The organism is Flagellimonas marinaquae, assembly GCF_003992675.1.
In the GTDB taxonomy this organism is placed as follows: domain Bacteria; phylum Bacteroidota; class Bacteroidia; order Flavobacteriales; family Flavobacteriaceae; genus Flagellimonas; species Flagellimonas marinaquae.
The window spans coordinates 176,511-194,473 of record NZ_RZMZ01000015.1 but is presented as its reverse complement, the minus strand read 5'-3'; the positions used below and the strand labels follow the sequence as shown (position 1 = coordinate 194,473).

Genomic DNA, 17,963 nt, shown 5'->3' with positions numbered 1-17,963 from the left:
TTTAGGAATACAATCAGTTAATCGGTTTATTACTTTTTAATACTTTGAGCGATACCAAATCCATTTTATCCATAGCAAAACGGACCCTTGAGATAGAGAGCAAGGCCGTGGCAAACCTGATCGGTCTTCTGGACGAACAATTTGCACAAGCCGTACAGTACATCTTGGCATCCAACGGGAGGGTCATCGTTTCCGGGGTGGGCAAAAGTGCTATTGTGGCCTCCAAAATTGTGGCCACCCTCAACTCCACAGGTACCCCGGCCATTTTTATGCATGCTGCCGATGCCATTCACGGCGATTTGGGCACCATTCAAGAGAACGATGTGGTCATCTGTTTGTCGCAAAGCGGAAATACTCCGGAAATCAAAGCGTTACTCCCCTTAATCAAAGTGGGAAACCACAAACTCATAGGTATCACTGGAAACATGGAATCCGTGTTGGCCAAACAGGCTGATTTTGTGCTGAACACCTACGTGGAAAAAGAGGCTTGTCCCAATAATTTAGCTCCTACCACCAGTACTTCGGCCCAAATGTCAATAGGCGATGCACTCGCTATTTGCCTGTTGGAGCTCAAAGGATTCAGCAGTGCCGATTTTGCCAAATATCACCCTGGCGGAGCATTGGGAAAGAAACTATATTTGCGCGTCGCCGATATCGTGGTGAACAACCAAAAACCCCAGGTGGACATCAATGCCGACATCAAGGAAGTGATCATTGAAATTTCGGAGAAAATGCTTGGTGTTACCGCGGTGCTTGACAAAGGCAAAGTGGTAGGTATTGTAACTGATGGCGATGTACGAAGAATGTTGAGCAAATACGATAACATAAGTGGGCTGACCGCAAAGGACATTATGACCTCCAATCCAAAGACCGTAGATGTGGACACCTTGGCCGTAAAGGCCTTAAAACTGCTCCAGGAAAAGAGCATATCCCAACTATTGGCTTTTGATGGTTACAGCTACGCGGGAGTAGTCCACATCCATAACCTTATAAACGAGGGAATCCTATAATGGCTAAAAAACAGAGAAAAAATCCAGATGAAATGTCCTTTTTGGACCATTTGGAAGAATTACGTTGGCATTTGGTACGTTCCACCTTGGCTGTGGTCATCATTGCTTGTGCTGCCTTTGCTTTCAAGGGCTTTATTTTTGACACGATATTGTTTGGTCCAAAAAACATGGACTTTCCCACTTATCAGTTCTTCTGCAACATTGGAAAATTATTTGGGATAGATTCCGAATTTTGTGGGGAATCCTTGCCCTTCACCATACAGAGCCGTTTGATGGCCGGACAGTTTTCCGCCCACATCTGGACTTCCATTTGGGCAGGTGTAATCCTAGGTTTCCCCTACATTTTGTGGGAGCTTTGGAAATTCATCAGCCCAGGGCTTTATGAAAATGAGCGAAAGCATTCCAAAGGCTTCATCATCACGGCGTCTGGATTGTTTTTCCTTGGGTTATTATTCGGGTACTACATCGTTGCCCCGTTGTCCATCAACTTTTTGGGGTCGTACCAAGTAAGTAAGGAAGTATTGAACGAAATCGACTTGGCCTCCTACGTAGGTACGGTACGGGCCTCGGTCATCGCCTGTGGAATCATGTTTGAATTGCCCATCGTGATTTTCTTTTTGACCAAGGTAGGATTGGTGACCCCCGAAATCTTGAAGAAATATAGAAAAATAGCCTTGGTTATCATTTTGATACTGTCGGCCATCATTACACCTCCCGATATCACCAGTCAAATCATAGTGTGTATACCTGTTCTGGTCCTGTATCAGGTGAGTATATTTATTTCCAAAATGGTAGTTAAAAGAGAAGCAAGAAAAGAGAAAGCTAGACAAAATGTCAAATAAAGTAGAAGAGTTCAATGCTTATCGTGCCAAGATGAACGATAAGCTGCTTGGGGATAACAACAAGCTCATTAAACGTATTTTTAATCTCGATACCAACGCCTACATGGCCGGTGCATTGGATGTGAAGACCAAGGAATTGCTAGGTTTGGTGGCTTCTGCAGTACTCCGTTGCGATGATTGTGTAAAATATCACTTGGAAAGTTCCAAAAAAGCAGGCGCCAACAAAGAAGAGGTTATGGAAACCCTAGGCATTGCCACTTTGGTGGGCGGAACCATAGTAGTGCCCCATTTGCGCCGTGCGTACGAATATTGGGAAGCATTGGAAGAAAACGAAGCCTAAAAAAATCCAAAAGAGCATTCGCTAGACAAAGAATATGTTTAGTTTTGGCACATTCCTATGAAGCTACGTGCAGAAAATATTATGAAGGCCTACCGTGGCCGAAGAGTTGTTAAAGGCATTTCCCTAGAGGTCAATCAAGGTGAAATCGTTGGTCTTTTGGGCCCAAATGGGGCAGGAAAGACGACCTCTTTCTACATGATTGTGGGCCTTATCAAACCCAACGGTGGACACATTTACCTCGATGACATGGATATTACCAGTTTTCCCATGTACAAACGGGCACAGCACGGAATAGGCTATTTGGCGCAAGAAGCATCAGTTTTCCGAAAATTGAGCATCGAAAAAAACATTCTCAGTGTACTCCAGCTCACCAATTTGAGCAAAAAGGAGCAGCACATGAAAATGGAATCCCTTATCGATGAGTTTGGTCTGGGACACATCCGCAAAAACCGTGGGGATTTGCTTTCCGGGGGTGAACGCCGCCGTACCGAAATTGCTAGGGCCCTGGCCACCGACCCCAAATTTATTTTGTTGGATGAACCCTTTGCCGGGGTAGACCCCGTAGCGGTTGAAGATATTCAGCGAATTGTGGCACAATTGAAGAACAAGAATATCGGTATTTTGATCACCGACCACAACGTTCAGGAAACCTTGGCCATTACCGAACGCTCATATCTCATGTTTGAAGGGGGAATCCTGAAAGCTGGGGTGCCTGAAGAGCTCGCCGTGGATGAAATGGTACGAAAGGTATATTTGGGCCAAAACTTTGAGCTGCGCAAAAAGAAGCTCGATTTTTAGCTTTTCCCTATTTCTTCTTTTTTAGCTCCACTTGAATAGATGGAGAAAGGCGTTTCAGATGCGCAATGAACCCCATTTTGTCTTTCGGGGAGATAATGACACTGCTGTATTTGCCATAATACACCTCCAATCTGTCCAAAGAGGCAGCCGGTGAACTTATGGGGTTGTTTGACTCCACTATTCCTGTGATATCTTTAATCAGAATATTTTTCTTGATAAAGAAAAACGTAATTACCGTTAGAACTTCATCGGTCACCTCATAAGAAATCGAGAAAAAAAGGGCAACAAAGCCGAACATTAATCCGAACTGCAGCACTACGCCTATAAGACTGGCTTTTTCAAAAGTGCTTACAAATAGTATTGCAAAAATCAAAATTATGGGAACAAGTAACTCCAATCCAACTTTGGATGGATAAACAACTTTATTCCCCTCCTGATTGCTATGCAGTTTTTTTCCCTCCATCGATCAGTGACATCAAAATATACACGAAAACAATGACCGGGATGGCCAAAAAGCGAAGGGTCAACAACAACACTAAGCTACCGATGATGAACAAATAACGAATTCCATTCTCTTTAAAGCTCCAATTTTTAAACTTAAGGGCAAATAATTTGATTGGCGAATTGAGCAGATAAGCGCTCACAACCGTCAAAATCACCAAAAACCATGGATTGAGAATAATGTTGTTCAATGCCTCATTGTTATGATATAAAAGTATCATGGGCAACGACAGGATCAAAAGGGCATTGGCAGGTGTTGGAAGCCCCACAAACGAGGAAACTTGATTTTCATCCACGTTGAACTTGGCCAAACGGTATGCCGAAGCCAAGGTAATAGCAAAACCCATAAAAGGCAATAGGGTAATATCCGCATCATGCCCAATAAACCCAAGGTTCCATCCGCCCCGTTCCGCCATACTCAACAATTGAAACATCACTACTCCCGGCACCAGGCCACTGGTAATCACATCGGCCAAAGAATCCAGCTGCACCCCGATTTCACTCTGGACCTTCAAGACCCGTGCTGCCAATCCATCAAAAAAATCAAAGAAAATCCCGATAAACACAAATAATGCGGCCCACTCCAAATGATTGAGCACCGCAAATACCGTGGCAATACAACCACTCAACACATTGAGCAGGGTCAGGAAATTGGGAATATAGGACTTCATGTATCTTAAGATTTTGGTAAAAATAAAGGAAAAATTGAACTGTGGGCAGCCTTAAGCAAAACGTGCCATTTTTATTCAGATATTTGCCCTGATAAAAACCAAAATGAATCGAAAACTCCAACTTTTAGTATTTTTCTTCGCTTTAGGAAATTTCCTTTTTTCCCAAACACCAACACTTACGGAAAATGCAAAAGTAAGCGTGATCACTTGCGCTTCGGGGGACGCACTGTACTCTGCCTTTGGACATACGGCATTTAGGGTACAGGATACGGCTCTGGGCATCGATGTGGTATACAATTACGGAACGTTCGATTTTAACCAGCCCAATTTCTACCTTAACTTTACCAAAGGTAAAATGATCTACTCCCTTTCGCGCAGGAGTTTTGAGGGCTTCTTGTACGAATACGAACTGGAAAAACGGTGGGTAAAGGAACAGATTTTGGATTTGACCGTAGCCCAGCGCAATCAGCTTCTCCTTTTTTTTGAGGAAAACTACTTGCCCGAAAACCGGGATTATCTATACGACCCCCTGCTGAACAATTGCTCCAGTATCACGGGCGATATTTTAAAGGAGCAGTTTGGGGAGGCTATCGTTTTTGACGGCTCCCATTTGGAAAAGCAATACACCTTTAGGCGGTTGGTGCGGCAATTTATGCCCGTGAACACTTGGTCCATGTTTGGAATCGATTTGGCCTTTGGGTCACCTGTGGATCGAAAGGCCACCGTACAGGAGCATATGTTTTTGCCCTACTATGCCATGGAGCAATTGCGGAATACCACATTTAACGGCAAACCGCTCGTAAAAAGGGAACGTACCATTTTGGATTACAATGAGCACCTACAACGTGGGTTTTTCCCTTTGTCCCCATTGTTTTGGTTTATTTTATTGCTGGCATTTACCGGAACCATCACCTATTTCGATTTTAAACACAAGGCACGGAGCCGTTGGCTAGACTTTTCACTTTTGTTCTTGACTGGTTTGACCGGTACCTTTTTGTTTTTGCTTTGGGTGGCAACAGACCATACCTCTACCCCTTATAATTACAATATTTTATGGGCATTCCCGGTCAATCTGGTGATTGCTTTCCCTTTTTTGTTTCAGGATAAGGTTCCCGTCTGGGCTCCAAAATATTTTGGACTGACTCTCGGGTTGATGGGCATCATGCTTCTCCTTTGGGCCTTAAAAGTCCAGATTTTTTCTCCTGTATTGATTCCATTACTTTTGACCCTGGCCATACGATACGGCTATATGATCAAGTACTCCAAATTATAAGAAGGCTCACAAACCAAACACATGAATCTATTAACGGTCGAAAACATATCAAAATCCTATGGGGAGCTGGTGCTCTTCTCGGACATTTCCTTTGGAATCAACAAAGACCAAAAAATAGCTCTCATTGCCAAAAATGGGAGTGGAAAAACCTCCATTCTCAATATCATGTCTGGGAAAGATACCTCCGAAACTGGACAAGTCACCACTCGTAAGGGTATCAAAATCTCATTTTTGGAACAGGAACCCGACCTGAACCCTAATTTGACCGTTGAGCAGACCATTTTCACCACGGACAATGAAATTCTGAAGGTGATTGCCGCATATGAAAAAGCTGTAGAGAATCCTGAGAATACAGCGCAATACCAAAAGGCCTTTGAGGCCATGGAGCGACTCAATGCATGGGACTTTGAAACGCAGTACAAACAAATACTTTTTCAATTACAGCTGTCCGACCTTGGTGCCAAAGTGGGTACCCTCTCGGGAGGACAAAAGAAACGTTTGGCATTGGCCAACGCCCTGCTCAACAAGCCAGACCTTTTGATTTTGGACGAGCCGACCAACCACTTGGACTTAGAAATGATCGAGTGGCTGGAAGCCTACTTTGCCAAAGAAAGCATTACCCTTTTCATGGTCACTCACGACCGCTATTTTTTGGATAGGGTGTGCAACGAAATATTGGAACTGGACAATAACCAACTCTACACCTACAAAGGCAACTATTCCTACTATTTGAACGAAAAAGAAGCCCGTATGGAGCGTGAGGCCGTGGAGCAGCAAAAAACCAAGATGCTGTACAAAAAAGAGTTGGAATGGATGCGAAGACAGCCAAAGGCACGTACCACCAAATCCAAATCGCGTATTGATGACTTTGCCGAAATCAAACAACGGGCCCACCAACGGCGCAAAGACCACGAAGTGCAGTTGGAACTGAACATGGAACGCTTGGGAAGCAAGATCCTGGAGCTTCACAATATCTCCAAATCCTATGGGGACAAAACCATCCTGAACAAGTTCGATTACAATTTCACCAAAGGTGAGCGTGTGGGCATCATCGGGAAAAACGGAACGGGAAAATCTACCTTTTTAAATATCATCACTCAGCAGGAAAATGTGGAAGGTGGCAAAGTAGTGGTCGGGGACACCGTAAAATTTGGCTACTATACCCAAAAGGGTATTCCCAACAAGGAAGGGCAAAAAGTAATTGATGTAATCCGTGAGTTTGGGGATTACATCCCTTTGAAAAAGGGCAAGCAAATTTCCGCACAACAATTACTGGAACGTTTCCTGTTCGATAGAAAAAAACAATACGATTTTGTTGAAAAACTTAGCGGCGGGGAACGCAAACGACTTTACTTGTGCACAGTGCTCATTCAAAATCCCAACTTTTTGATTCTGGATGAACCTACCAACGATCTGGACATCGTGACTCTAAATGTGCTCGAAAGCTTTCTTTTGGATTTTCCCGGTTGTTTGATCGTGGTTTCCCACGATCGCTATTTTATGGACAAAATCGTGGACCATTTATTTGTATTTAGGGGAGAAGGCGTCATCGAGGATTTTCCGGGGAATTACTCGGACTATAGGATCTACGAAAACAGCAAAGTAATCGAAGAACGCGAAACCAAAAGCAGTGCTTCGGAAAAAACTGAGAACAATTGGCGGGATACCAGTGGTGGAAAACTATCCTATTCGGAACAAAAGGAGTACAAACAACTGGAAAAGGACATTCAAAAACTGGAAGAAAAGAAAGTGGTGTTACAGAATAAATTCACCGATCCTGATTTGGATGGGGATGAAATTGCCCAACTATCCATCGAGCTCAAGGAAGTAACCGATGCGATAGAAGAAAAAACAGAGCGCTGGTTCGAGCTTTCTTCCATTTTAGAAGGATAGACCATGTGGTTCCGATTCATTTCATACCTCAAATTTTTAATGGCATCCACCAACCAACACGGTGTGCACTCCCCTTTTGTGTTCAAGTATGTAACCAAGTGCCTCTATTCCAAGAATAAACTGCACCAAAACAAGAGTTTTAATGTCTTGCTCAAAACCATTGCCTACTTTGGTTTTGAAAAGATCTGTGTTAAAAATAAAATAGAGGCAAAAGAGTGGGTTCAACAATCCTTCCCAAAAATTCAATTTGACAGGTATCCTTGTGACCTATTTTTCACAAAAAAATTGGATATCCCCACCTTTCAGCAATTGCTTTCCGAAAGGAAATTGCATAACGACAGTATTATTTTAGTGGATTCCATTCATCGCACGGCTGAAGATTGGAAGCAATGGAACCAGTTAATAACCTTACCGGAAATCACGGTAAGCATCGATATGCTTCATTGCGGCCTGCTCTCCATACGTAGGGAACAGGTAAAAGAACATTTCACGATTCGGATATAAAGCGGTAATTTTAGGGTATGGAAAATGTAACATCAGATAACACCATTTGGTACGTATTGGGCGTTTTGGGCCTTATTTATTTGATTATTCTGTTCCGGAACAAAAAGGCGACAAAACGCAGAAGGTCCCGAAGATTTATGGAAGGCAAACGCCAACGGGACAAAGACCATGAACAATAAGCAAACTGTTCCGAAAATTGAATATTGACTTCTTACAACTCACTACCAAAAGAAAATGAAGATATACACTAAGACTGGCGACAAGGGAACCACAGCATTATTTACAGGAACCCGCGTACCCAAACACCATGCTCGCATAGAAAGTTATGGCACCATGGATGAGCTCAACTCCCATTTGGGGTTGCTGCGCGATCAGGATATGGACGAGCACTCCAAAAAAACACTCGCCTTGATCCAAGAAAAGCTTTTTACGGTCGGTTCTATATTGGCCACGGAGCCCAAAAAGGACAATAGGCTAAAAATTCCACGCATCAGTGCCGAGGATATCGAACTTTTGGAGCAAGAAATGGATAAAATGAATGAAGCGCTACCAGAAATGACACATTTTATCTTGCCGGGCGGACACACTACCGTGTCATACTGTCATATCGCCAGAACCGTTTGTCGACGTGGCGAGCGAATGATTTCCTATCTACATGAAAATGAACCAGTTCCAGATAACGTTTTGTCGTACATCAACCGACTGTCCGATTATTTATTTGTATTGGCACGCAAGTTGTCAAAAGATTTGAATGCTCAGGAAGTCAAATGGATTCCTGAGAAGTTGGACTGAGAAAATCGTTTTTTTGACCCAAATGTTTTGCCAACAATAAAATAATTTTTAAATAATACTGTTTTTACTTGGCAAATTGGGTTTAAAAATTATTTTTGCAAAAAATTTAAAATCAAACCGTTACTATGTACTGGACTTTAGAATTAGCTTCATATTTAAGTGATGCGCCTTGGCCAGCAACCAAAGACGAACTGATAGATTACGCCATTCGTACAGGAGCGCCGTTGGAAGTTGTAGAGAATTTACAATCTATGGAAGAAGAGGGTGGCGAAATATACGAGTCGATTGAAGAAATCTGGCCCGACTATCCTACCGAGGAAGATTACCTCTGGAACGAGGATGAATATTAAAATGGAAACACATAAACCACGTTAAAAAGTCTCTTTTGAGGCTTTTTTTTATGTAATTTTGACAGCCTAGCGAAAGATTTTCATCGCAATCCCATCGATGGAACAACTTTTGACAATCAATAGAAAACATATTTCATGAGTTTTATTAATTCCGTACTGAAGGTATTTGTAGGAGACAAATCGGAGAAGGATGTAAAATCCCTTCAACCTTTGGTGAAAGAGATCAAATCCTTTGAGCAGCAGCTGGAAGGGTTGTCACATGACGAGCTAAGACAGAAAACAGCCCAATTTAAGGCCCGAATAGCCGAAGACTGCAAGGAAATCAATGACAAAATAGCCGAGTTACAGGCAGAGGTCGAAAATTCCAGCGACATTGACCGCAACGAAGAGATCTATTCCGAAATCGACAAACTCAACGAAGAAGCCTATAAAATATCGGAAAAAACCCTGAACGACATTCTTCCCGAAGCCTTTGCCGTGGTCAAGGAAACTGCAAAGCGATTTGCCGCCAACGAAACTCTGACGGTTACTGCAAGCGAGTTTGACCGTATGATTTCAGGAGAGAAGGAATATGTTACCCTTGAAGGGGATAAGGCCATTTGGTCCAACTCCTGGGATGCGGCCGGTAAAGAGGTCACCTGGGACATGGTCCACTACGATGTGCAGCTGATCGGTGGTATTGCCCTGCATCAAGGAAAAATTGCCGAAATGCAAACAGGTGAGGGTAAAACATTGGTAGCCACCCTCCCACTCTATTTGAACGCTTTGGCAGGAAAAGGCGCTCACTTGGTAACGGTGAACGATTACCTCGCCAAAAGGGATAGCGCTTGGATGGCCCCTATTTTTGAATTCCACGGGCTCTCTGTAGACTGTATTGACAAGCACAGGCCCAATTCTGATGGAAGAAGGGCTGCCTATAATGCCGACATTACCTACGGTACCAACAACGAATTTGGTTTTGATTACCTACGGGACAACATGGCGCATACTCCAGATGATCTAGTGCAACGTCCACACCATTACGCCATTGTGGATGAGGTGGATTCGGTATTGATCGATGATGCCCGTACCCCTTTGATCATCTCAGGTCCAGTTCCTGAAGGAGACCGACATGAATTCAACGAGCTAAAGCCTCAGGTTGCCGATATTGTACAAAAGCAGCGTCAGCACTTAACAGGCGTACTGGCCGAGGCCAAAAAATTGATCAAGGAAGGCAACACCAAGGAAGGAGGCTTCCTATTGCTCCGCGTACACCGTGGACTGCCAAAAAACAAAGCGCTCATCAAGTTTTTGAGCGAAGAAGGTGTAAAGCAGTTGCTTCAAAAAACGGAAAACTTTTACATGCAGGACAACAATAGGGAAATGCCCAAAGTGGACGAAGACCTATTGTTCGTTATCGATGAAAAGAACAATCAAATCGAATTGACCGATAAGGGAGTTGAGTATATCTCTGAAGATCAGGACAAGGAATTCTTTGTGATGCCCGATATCGGAAGTGAAATCGCAAAAATCGAGAACCAAGGGCTGGAAATCGAGAAAGAAGCCGAGCTCAAGGAAGAATTGTTCAAGGATTTTGCGGTGAAGAGCGAGCGTATCCACACCATGACCCAATTGTTAAAAGCCTACACCCTCTTTGAAAAAGACGTGGAGTATGTGGTGATGAACAACAAGGTAATGATCGTGGATGAACAAACCGGTCGTATCATGGACGGTCGTCGATACTCCGACGGTCTCCACCAAGCCATCGAGGCCAAGGAGAACGTGAAAATTGAGGCGATGACCCAGACATTTGCGACCATCACCCTGCAGAACTATTTCAGAATGTACAACAAGCTGTCCGGTATGACAGGTACAGCGGTGACAGAAGCAGGTGAATTCTGGGAAATCTACGAATTGGACGTGATGGAAATCCCGACCAACCGACCCATCGCACGTGACGACAGACACGATTTGATCTATAAGACCAAACGTGAAAAATATAATGCCATCATCGATGAAGTAACCAAACTATCGCAAGCAGGAAGACCTGTACTTATCGGTACTACTTCTGTTGAAATCTCGGAGTTACTTTCGAAATTATTGAGCGTACGCAAAGTACCGCACAACGTATTGAACGCGAAGCTCCATAAAAAAGAGGCGGATATCGTTGCCGAAGCTGGTAAAGCTGGAGTGGTCACCATTGCCACCAACATGGCCGGTAGGGGTACCGATATTAAATTGTCTCCAGAGGTGAAAGAAGCCGGTGGTTTGGCCATTATTGGTACGGAACGCCACGATTCCAGACGTGTGGACAGGCAGTTGAGAGGTCGTTCAGGACGTCAGGGAGATCCAGGTAGTTCGCAGTTCTATGTTTCGCTGGAAGATAACTTGATGCGTTTGTTTGGATCGGACCGTGTGGCCAAAATGATGGACCGCATGGGCTTGGAAGAAGGAGAAGTGATCCAACACTCCATGATGACAAAATCCATAGAGCGTGCCCAGAAAAAAGTAGAGGAAAACAACTTTGGTATCCGTAAGCGTTTGCTGGAATATGATGATGTAATGAACGCCCAGCGTGAGGTCATCTACAAGAGAAGACGCCATGCCTTGGAAGGGGAACGCCTAAAGGTGGACATCGCCAACATGATCTACGACACCTCTGAAGCCATCGCGGAAACCAACAAAATGGCCGATGATTTCAAGAACTTTGAGTTTGAGCTCATCAAATATTTTTCCATTACATCACCCATCAGCGAGGAAGAGTTCAAAAAAATGAGCTTCCAGCAGATCGCGATGAAAATCAACGATGAGGCCTACACATTCTACAAGCAAAAAATGGAGCGTAGCGCCAGTGTGGCTTTCCAGGTCATCAAAAAGGTGTATGAGGACGAATCCAATAAATTTGAACGCATTGTGGTTCCTTTTACCGATGGCATCAAATCGCTGAATGTAGTGACCAATCTGGAAAAGGCATACAATACCAATGGTAAGCAGTTGATTACCGATTTCGAGAAAAACATCACACTGGCCATTATTGACGATTCTTGGAAAACACACCTACGCAAAATGGACGAGTTGAAGCAATCCGTGCAATTGGCCGTCCATGAGCAAAAAGATCCCTTGTTGATATACAAATTTGAAGCTTTCGAACTTTTCAAAGAGATGATGGATAAGGTGAACCGCGAAGTAATCTCCTTCCTTTTCAAAGGGGAATTGCCTTCCGAAAACACCGCTCAGATTCAAGAGGCCAGAAACGTTCGCAGACCAAAGGAAAATATCCAGACTTCAAAAGAAGAGATTCCCAATAGCGACGAACTAGCGGCCCAAAACAGAGCCGCGGGGCAAACGCAAAGGCAACGTCCCCAGGTTACGGAAACCATAGTTCGGGAAAAACCGAAAATTGGCAGAAACGAGAGGGTAACCATTAAAAATGTAATGTCCGGTGAAAGCATGATCGTAAAATACAAACAGGCCGAACCCTTAATAGACAAAGGGGAATGGGTACTGGTCAACGACTAGTAAAAGCCTTCAAAACACACAAAGTGGTAGTTATTATAGCTGCCACTTTTTTTATATCAAAAACATAGTTAGATTTACAGCTTGAAACACCCCAACAAGCAGCTCTACCACACACCATTCAACCTATTTTGTGGTCAGGGCATATTCACGCGCAGCATATGAAAGTTCCTAGAAAGGATACATATCGATTACAAGATAAGATTGATTTGATACTCAAGGTAAACTACAATTCATCATTCTTTGCTGCCATTTTCGGATTGGTGTGCTATTTCTTTTTACATATTGAAGGGGTCATCCCCTACACTTTCTTGGTGTATGCGTTCATCAATATTTTGAACACCCTTCTATACAAGCAGCACCAAAGATTGGTACTGACCTACAATTTAACCTCAATTTTATCGATGTTGGGCGCCATTGTAATCACCATGTACAGCGGCGGTATCGAAAGTCCGTTCATTTTTGTGTTGGCCATTATTGTTTTTGCAGGATATGTGACCACAAAGGTATTTGGCCAGTTATATCTCATCCTGAATTTAGCGGTACTCACCCTATTGTTCCTTTATGATATCGGGGACTTCAAAATATCTGAAAATACCGTTCCAGAAGCATCCAGAACCTGGTTTGCCTATTTGAGTGCTGTTTTTGCCGTATATCTTTTGGGAGGTGTTTTTGGAAAGAACCTGTTAAGGGCACACCACAAGTTATATAAATCTCGCAACGAGATCCAGCTTCGTATCGATGAAAAGGAAACCTTGTTGAAAGAGGTCCACCACCGGGTAAAGAACAACTTACAGACCGTTTCCAGTCTGCTGAGCCTTCAATCCCGCTCCATTGACGATAGCAAGATCAGCAACATTATAAAAAGTAGCCAAAACCGGGTGGTATCCATGGCCATGGTGCACGAAATGCTCTATAAACGCGACGACTACCTTTCCAAAATTGAACTGGAACCTTATGTAAAGGAACTGTGCGATTATTTGGTACGATCCGTGGAAGGAAGCGGAAGAGACGTTAAGGTAAACTTGGATATCAAGAATTACAAACTGAGCATCGATACGGTAATACCTTTGGGCCTTATCATCAACGAAACCATTACCAACGCCCTAAAATATGGGATTGCCGAGGTGCCGAACGGTGAAATCCATGTTTCTGTGGAAAAAATCAATGACAACCGCTATAGCATGTATTTGGGCGACAACGGAATCGGATATTCCGAGGAAATCAACCCTAAAACATCCAACTCTTTGGGGCTAAAGCTTATTTACAATCTCGCTAGGCAGTTAAGAGGTTCCATTACCCGCGACTACTCCAAAAAAGGGACCCACTACACCATCGAATTTGAGGAAGTGATAGAGCAATTCAATTCCGTAGACAATTAAAAAACAGAAAAGTCGGTGTAAAACACCGACCTTTTGATACCTATTCCACTATAAACTTAAACTTCTAAAACTTTTTTTCCCTAAAAGAGAAAGCAATACTGGCCAAAACAAAGGCAGCACTTAAAAACAAAACGGAAGGTATCAACATCTCCAACATCATAATTAAGCCAATTTAGCTCTATCCTTTTTAGTTTTGAAAGAAAGCTCTTTTTTGATTCTAGAGTTTTTGAACTTGTACAATCTTGCTGTCTTTCTGTCCTTCCTTACTGTATGGTTAATTTCAACCTTCAACTCAACACCCATGGCAATGGTTTCCACTTTAACCTCTTTGGAAAAATCCTGGGCAGAAGCCATGGTTCCGAAAAAAGTGATTGCGATGATGGTGAAAATTGTCTTCATTGTTCTGATTTGTTTACGATGTAAAATTAATTTCAGTCACAAGCTCGAATCGATTTCCTTCGCTCAACGACGCCTTTCTTTCGGTGAATACATTTTTTTCAGATGAAGTGTTTTTTATCGTCGACGAACGTTTTTGACCCTAAAAACAGCACACCGAACGCATGTGCATTTCATCGATCATCCTACTTTTGAAGCACACATAACCTATTGAATTTCAATAAATTATTTGTAAGAAAAAGATTATTTTTTGTAGGATGTATGTAGGAAATAACAACAATAACCCCTGTGTGTCTAGGAAGATGGGAGTAGCCTCATGTGTCGCTCAAATAAAAGGTTAACAAATTTTAACGGCTATCCGTGTAATAGTTGGTATCTTGATACTACTAAACAAGAAACTAAAATGAACACCGTGAAAACTCCATTTTTAATTCTGCTATTACTGGCATCCATCAGTTGCCAGCCCAAAAACAAATCCAATAAAGAAGAAGTTGCCCAAAAAGAATCATCTGAACCACAATTGGAGGCCAAATTAACGGCCGAACAATTGCAGGATTACGAGACCGCCTATTTTGCCAGTGGATGTTTTTGGTGCGTGGAAGCCATTTTTGAAAGTGTCAAAGGTGTAAAAGAGGTCTATTCCGGATATGCAGGAGGCACCGAAAAAAACCCTACCTATGAGGAAGTGTCCTATGGAAGGACCACCCATGCCGAAGCAGTAAAGATCTTTTATGACCCAAAAGTTATATCATTTACACAATTGGTTCAAGTATTCTTTGGTTCGCACGACCCCACTACCCTCAACAGACAAGGCCCTGATCGTGGTGCGCAATACCGCTCCATAGCCTTTTACAAAAACGAAAAGGAAAAGAAAATCATTCAAGATTACATGGATAAGTTGGAAACTGAAAATGTATATGGCAATCGCCCCATAGTAACGGAAGTAAAAGCTTTTGATACTTTCTACATGGCTGAAGAATACCATCAGGACTATGAAAAAAGAAATCCCAACAATAGTTATGTCCGAAATGTTTCGATTCCGAGATTGAACCGTTTCAAAGAAAACTTTCCTTCCTACCTAAAAGAAGATGCACATTGATGTAATTAAGGTAGGCAGAAGGCCGCTAGGAGAATAGATGGCCTATGAAATCAGAGGTGGTACTTGGGAATAGCTTATCAAGCTAGTTCTTTAGAACCACCTCGCTGTATTTGGAGTTAATGCTGATGGTCTTGCCGTCCACTTTGTTCAAATGGTAGCCCGTATAAGCGTTCCCACCATTCTTTTTGGTAGCGGTTAATTTGAGGGATTTGGGATACTGAAAACCAGAGGTAGTCTCATTTACCGAAATGGCGTAAGGCGCTTGTGGCAATGTACAGTCTACTTCCCCATTCTCCACCGAAATATCAATGGTCTGGAACCCATCAGATATCTGATCTATGCTCAAGGTGCCAAAATTATTGGTCACCGTAGCCTTACCAGCAACTTTGCCCAAGACAACGTTTGACGATACCGAATTTAACTTTAACTCCCTCACCTCCTTTAAATTGACCTTATCGGAATAATCCGCACTAAGTCTGCCATAGTTCCAGTGTTGCACCACTACGGGCGAATAGGACACACGAATATCCGTATTGGCCCCTTCAATGGTGGAGGCAAGCAAGCTTGCGTAGGACAAGCTTGCATTGATGTTTTTTGTGTTTTCGGCGAGTTTTACCTCACCGTGCCTCACGTTCATGTTCAACTTAATGTACTTGGGCATTTTAATGATTATCCGTTTTTTTATCTTATACTCCTTCTGCTTTCCATCCGAAGAGAAATAGAATACATTGGGGCTGCCATGTATGGTCCTGGCCTCTTCCCTTAGTTGTTTCCTAAGTTCTGCCTGTTCGCTCCTGAGCTCCTCCCTTTGCGCACGAAGTTCTTCGCGCTGCTCTCTCAACTGTTCGTGCATTTCCTCGCGCACCTTCTCACGCTCTTCCCTGAGTTTTTCGCGTTCTCCCATCAACTCTTCCCTTCGGGCATCGCGTTCTTCGGCCATCTTCTCCATTTCTTCGCCCCATTTTTCAAAACGCTCCTTATATTCCTTATCAAAGGTTTTCTCAAACTCCTTTTGCCACTCCTTCATATATTTCTCTCCATCCTTTTTATAGGCATCATAGTCAAACTCGATGGGCGGCAGGGGTGGCAAAGGTGGCATGGAAGGCATTACGGCGATTTCCGGCAGTACAATTTCAGGAATCTCCACATTGGCCATAATTTCGGCTACCGATGGCATATCCGGTACACCAATGCTTACCGTATTGAAGTCAAACGAATAAGGAGAGGCTCCTTTGGTACTGACTTCAATTTCCTTACTGTTTCCCATAATTTTCACCAAATCCCTATCAAAATAAGAATCGGCTTCCTTTTCATCTACGCCTTCCAATTCAATGACCGCGGTGATTTCCACTTCGTCCTTGTTCCATGTTTGGAACTCAATGTCCGCATAACTGGTATTGATGTTCAGTTCCGTGTCTTTGTTGACATTGAAAGTTTCCTTGTAGGTTTTTGATTTTTCCTGCGCCAGTCCGGTAAACCCGACCAGCATCAGTAGCAATCCACTACACCATATTTGATGATTCCTGTTCATTTTTTGATGATTTTAATTGATTTAACTTTGATTTTAATTTTTGCAACAATTGCAACCGTAGCTGTAGATTGTTCACCAAGGCACTGATGGTCTGGTCGTTGGGACCCAATTCGTTCAGCTCTTGGTTCAATCGTTGGTATTCTTGGTTCAACTCGGCCAAACGTTCCATATAACTGTCCACCAATTCCTTGTTTCCGGGGTCGTCGGCCAAATCGGACAATTGTAGGTTGATGTTGGTCGTGTAGTAGGTTTCAATCTTTTTGAGGTCTGGGGACAAATCACCCAATGAAATGCCCTGCACCTCTCCGCTCGGATTGTTCCTATCCACCACCGTCACCTTTTCATTGGGAAGTGGTTTGGTATCCGAACTGGAGAAATAATAGATGGACAACCCAAGTACCACCACCACCGAGGCGGCTATCTGCATCCATAGGGAAAATACCTTTTGCTTAGGTGGGTTTTTGGGAAGTTCCTGCTCCAACTTGGCAAAGAACCTATCCTCATGCCCCTCTTTCATGGTAAAGCTTTGCTCTTTCCTTTCCTCCTCAAACAATTTTCTAAGATCACGTGCCATAAGCCAAATCCTTTAATTTTTCTTTCAGTTGTGCCTTTCCCCTCAAAAGCCGGGTTCTGGATGTTGTTTCGGTAATGTCCAGAATTTCGGCTATCTCACTGTGGTCGTATCCTTCCGCTAGGAATAATTGCACTACGTATTTATATTTTGGTGGCAGTTCGTCGATAGCATCCTTGACCTGTTCCATCGAAATTCCTTCTTCGACGGACCAATCATCATCCGCAGCGACCTGCATATAATTCTCGTTCAACTCCACCGTTCGTTGGTGTTTCGACTTTAAAAAGTCGATACTGCCATTCACCACAATACGTTTCAACCAAGCCCCGAACGTTACATCCCCCTTAAATTGCTCAATTCGCTGAAATGCCTTTATAAAAGAATCTTGCAACACATCTTCCGCATCATCCGCATTTTTGAGGAACCGCATGGCCACACAGAACATCCCATCGCAATACTGACGGTACAGTTTCATTTGTGCATGACGGTCGTTTGCCTTGCACTGCTCTACAAGC

Annotated in this window: 19 protein-coding genes; 13 read left to right on the top strand and 6 right to left on the bottom strand. The window is 43.2% G+C overall.

Annotated features, from left to right (window positions below):
* Positions 1–44 precede the first annotated feature (44 nt).
* From EO130_RS10245 to lptB, 4 genes are read left to right on the top strand one after another with little or no spacing between them, the layout of a single operon-like run.
* Positions 45–1,010, top strand: a complete 966-nt coding sequence (locus tag EO130_RS10245; protein ID WP_127141420.1) for a KpsF/GutQ family sugar-phosphate isomerase — start codon at positions 45–47, stop codon at positions 1,008–1,010.
* Complete coding sequence (gene tatC / locus EO130_RS10240) at positions 1,010–1,852, top strand: twin-arginine translocase subunit TatC (protein ID WP_127141419.1); 843 nt, start codon at positions 1,010–1,012, stop codon at positions 1,850–1,852. Before EO130_RS10245 ends, tatC begins: the two co-directional genes overlap by 1 nt.
* Complete coding sequence (locus tag EO130_RS10235) at positions 1,842–2,192, top strand: carboxymuconolactone decarboxylase family protein (RefSeq protein WP_127141418.1); 351 nt, start codon at positions 1,842–1,844, stop codon at positions 2,190–2,192. The genes tatC and EO130_RS10235 overlap by 11 nt, the downstream gene beginning before the upstream one ends.
* A gap of 57 nt (positions 2,193–2,249) precedes the next feature.
* Positions 2,250–2,990 (top strand): LPS export ABC transporter ATP-binding protein, encoded by a 741-nt coding sequence (gene lptB, locus EO130_RS10230; protein WP_127141417.1) that lies wholly within the window; start codon positions 2,250–2,252, stop codon positions 2,988–2,990.
* Between the two features lie 7 nt (positions 2,991–2,997).
* Here lptB and EO130_RS10225 read toward each other — a convergent pair whose 3' ends face one another.
* Together EO130_RS10225 and EO130_RS10220 are read right to left on the bottom strand one after the other, a co-directional pair.
* The gene (locus tag EO130_RS10225) at positions 2,998–3,363 is read right to left on the bottom strand and encodes a PH domain-containing protein (RefSeq protein ID WP_164732918.1); all 366 of its coding nucleotides are present in this window, start codon (positions 3,361–3,363) and stop codon (positions 2,998–3,000) included.
* Positions 3,364–3,430: 67 nt separating this feature from the next.
* The gene (locus tag EO130_RS10220; protein ID WP_127141415.1) at positions 3,431–4,162 is read right to left on the bottom strand and encodes a CDP-alcohol phosphatidyltransferase family protein; all 732 of its coding nucleotides are present in this window, start codon (positions 4,160–4,162) and stop codon (positions 3,431–3,433) included.
* Between the two features lie 103 nt (positions 4,163–4,265).
* Here EO130_RS10220 and EO130_RS10215 point away from each other — a divergent pair, with 103 nt between their 5' ends.
* The 8 genes from EO130_RS10215 to EO130_RS10185 all read left to right on the top strand — a co-directional run bounded on the left by EO130_RS10215 (position 4,266) and on the right by EO130_RS10185 (position 13,851).
* A complete protein-coding gene (locus tag EO130_RS10215) occupies positions 4,266–5,435 on the top strand; it encodes a lipoprotein N-acyltransferase Lnb domain-containing protein (RefSeq protein ID WP_127141414.1) in 1,170 nt (389 codons plus the stop codon).
* Between the two features lie 21 nt (positions 5,436–5,456).
* On the top strand, positions 5,457–7,328 hold the full coding sequence (locus tag EO130_RS10210) for an ABC-F family ATP-binding cassette domain-containing protein (protein WP_127141413.1): 1,872 nt from the start codon (positions 5,457–5,459) through the stop codon (positions 7,326–7,328).
* Positions 7,329–7,367: 39 nt separating this feature from the next.
* The gene (locus tag EO130_RS10205) at positions 7,368–7,832 is read left to right on the top strand and encodes a hypothetical protein (protein WP_127141412.1); all 465 of its coding nucleotides are present in this window, start codon (positions 7,368–7,370) and stop codon (positions 7,830–7,832) included.
* Between the two features lie 17 nt (positions 7,833–7,849).
* On the top strand, positions 7,850–8,011 hold the full coding sequence (locus EO130_RS15465; protein WP_164732917.1) for a DUF3810 domain-containing protein: 162 nt from the start codon (positions 7,850–7,852) through the stop codon (positions 8,009–8,011).
* A gap of 55 nt (positions 8,012–8,066) precedes the next feature.
* Positions 8,067–8,624: a cob(I)yrinic acid a,c-diamide adenosyltransferase gene (locus tag EO130_RS10200; RefSeq protein WP_127141411.1), complete on the top strand. Its 558-nt coding sequence runs from the start codon at positions 8,067–8,069 to the stop codon at positions 8,622–8,624.
* Positions 8,625–8,749: 125 nt separating this feature from the next.
* Positions 8,750–8,974 carry a DUF2795 domain-containing protein gene (locus EO130_RS10195; RefSeq protein ID WP_013551418.1) on the top strand — a complete coding sequence of 75 codons (225 nt, stop codon included), beginning with the start codon at positions 8,750–8,752 and terminating at the stop codon, positions 8,972–8,974.
* 135 nt (positions 8,975–9,109) lie between these two features.
* Complete coding sequence (gene secA, locus EO130_RS10190) at positions 9,110–12,472, top strand: preprotein translocase subunit SecA (protein ID WP_127141410.1); 3,363 nt, start codon at positions 9,110–9,112, stop codon at positions 12,470–12,472.
* Positions 12,473–12,630: 158 nt separating this feature from the next.
* A complete protein-coding gene (locus EO130_RS10185; RefSeq protein WP_127141409.1) occupies positions 12,631–13,851 on the top strand; it encodes a sensor histidine kinase in 1,221 nt (406 codons plus the stop codon).
* A gap of 162 nt (positions 13,852–14,013) precedes the next feature.
* Here EO130_RS10185 and EO130_RS10180 read toward each other — a convergent pair whose 3' ends face one another.
* Positions 14,014–14,250: a hypothetical protein gene (locus EO130_RS10180; RefSeq protein WP_127141408.1), complete on the bottom strand. Its 237-nt coding sequence runs from the start codon at positions 14,248–14,250 to the stop codon at positions 14,014–14,016.
* 400 nt (positions 14,251–14,650) lie between these two features.
* Between EO130_RS10180 and msrA the strand changes: the two genes are divergently transcribed.
* On the top strand, positions 14,651–15,346 hold the full coding sequence (msrA, locus tag EO130_RS10175) for a peptide-methionine (S)-S-oxide reductase MsrA (RefSeq protein ID WP_127141407.1): 696 nt from the start codon (positions 14,651–14,653) through the stop codon (positions 15,344–15,346).
* Positions 15,347–15,428: 82 nt separating this feature from the next.
* Here the strand turns inward: msrA and EO130_RS10170 are convergent, their stop codons facing one another.
* Genes EO130_RS10170 through EO130_RS10160 form a run of 3 tightly spaced genes read right to left on the bottom strand, consistent with a single transcriptional unit; the run spans position 15,429 to position 17,923 of the window.
* Entirely contained in the window at positions 15,429–16,877 is a 1,449-nt protein-coding gene (locus EO130_RS10170; RefSeq protein ID WP_127141406.1) for a hypothetical protein, read from the bottom strand.
* A complete protein-coding gene (locus EO130_RS10165) occupies positions 16,849–17,451 on the bottom strand; it encodes a hypothetical protein (RefSeq protein WP_127141405.1) in 603 nt (200 codons plus the stop codon). Before EO130_RS10165 ends, EO130_RS10170 begins: the two co-directional genes overlap by 29 nt.
* Positions 17,441–17,923 (bottom strand): RNA polymerase sigma factor, encoded by a 483-nt coding sequence (locus tag EO130_RS10160; protein ID WP_241244362.1) that lies wholly within the window; start codon positions 17,921–17,923, stop codon positions 17,441–17,443. Before EO130_RS10160 ends, EO130_RS10165 begins: the two co-directional genes overlap by 11 nt.
* Positions 17,924–17,963: the final 40 nt, after the last annotated feature.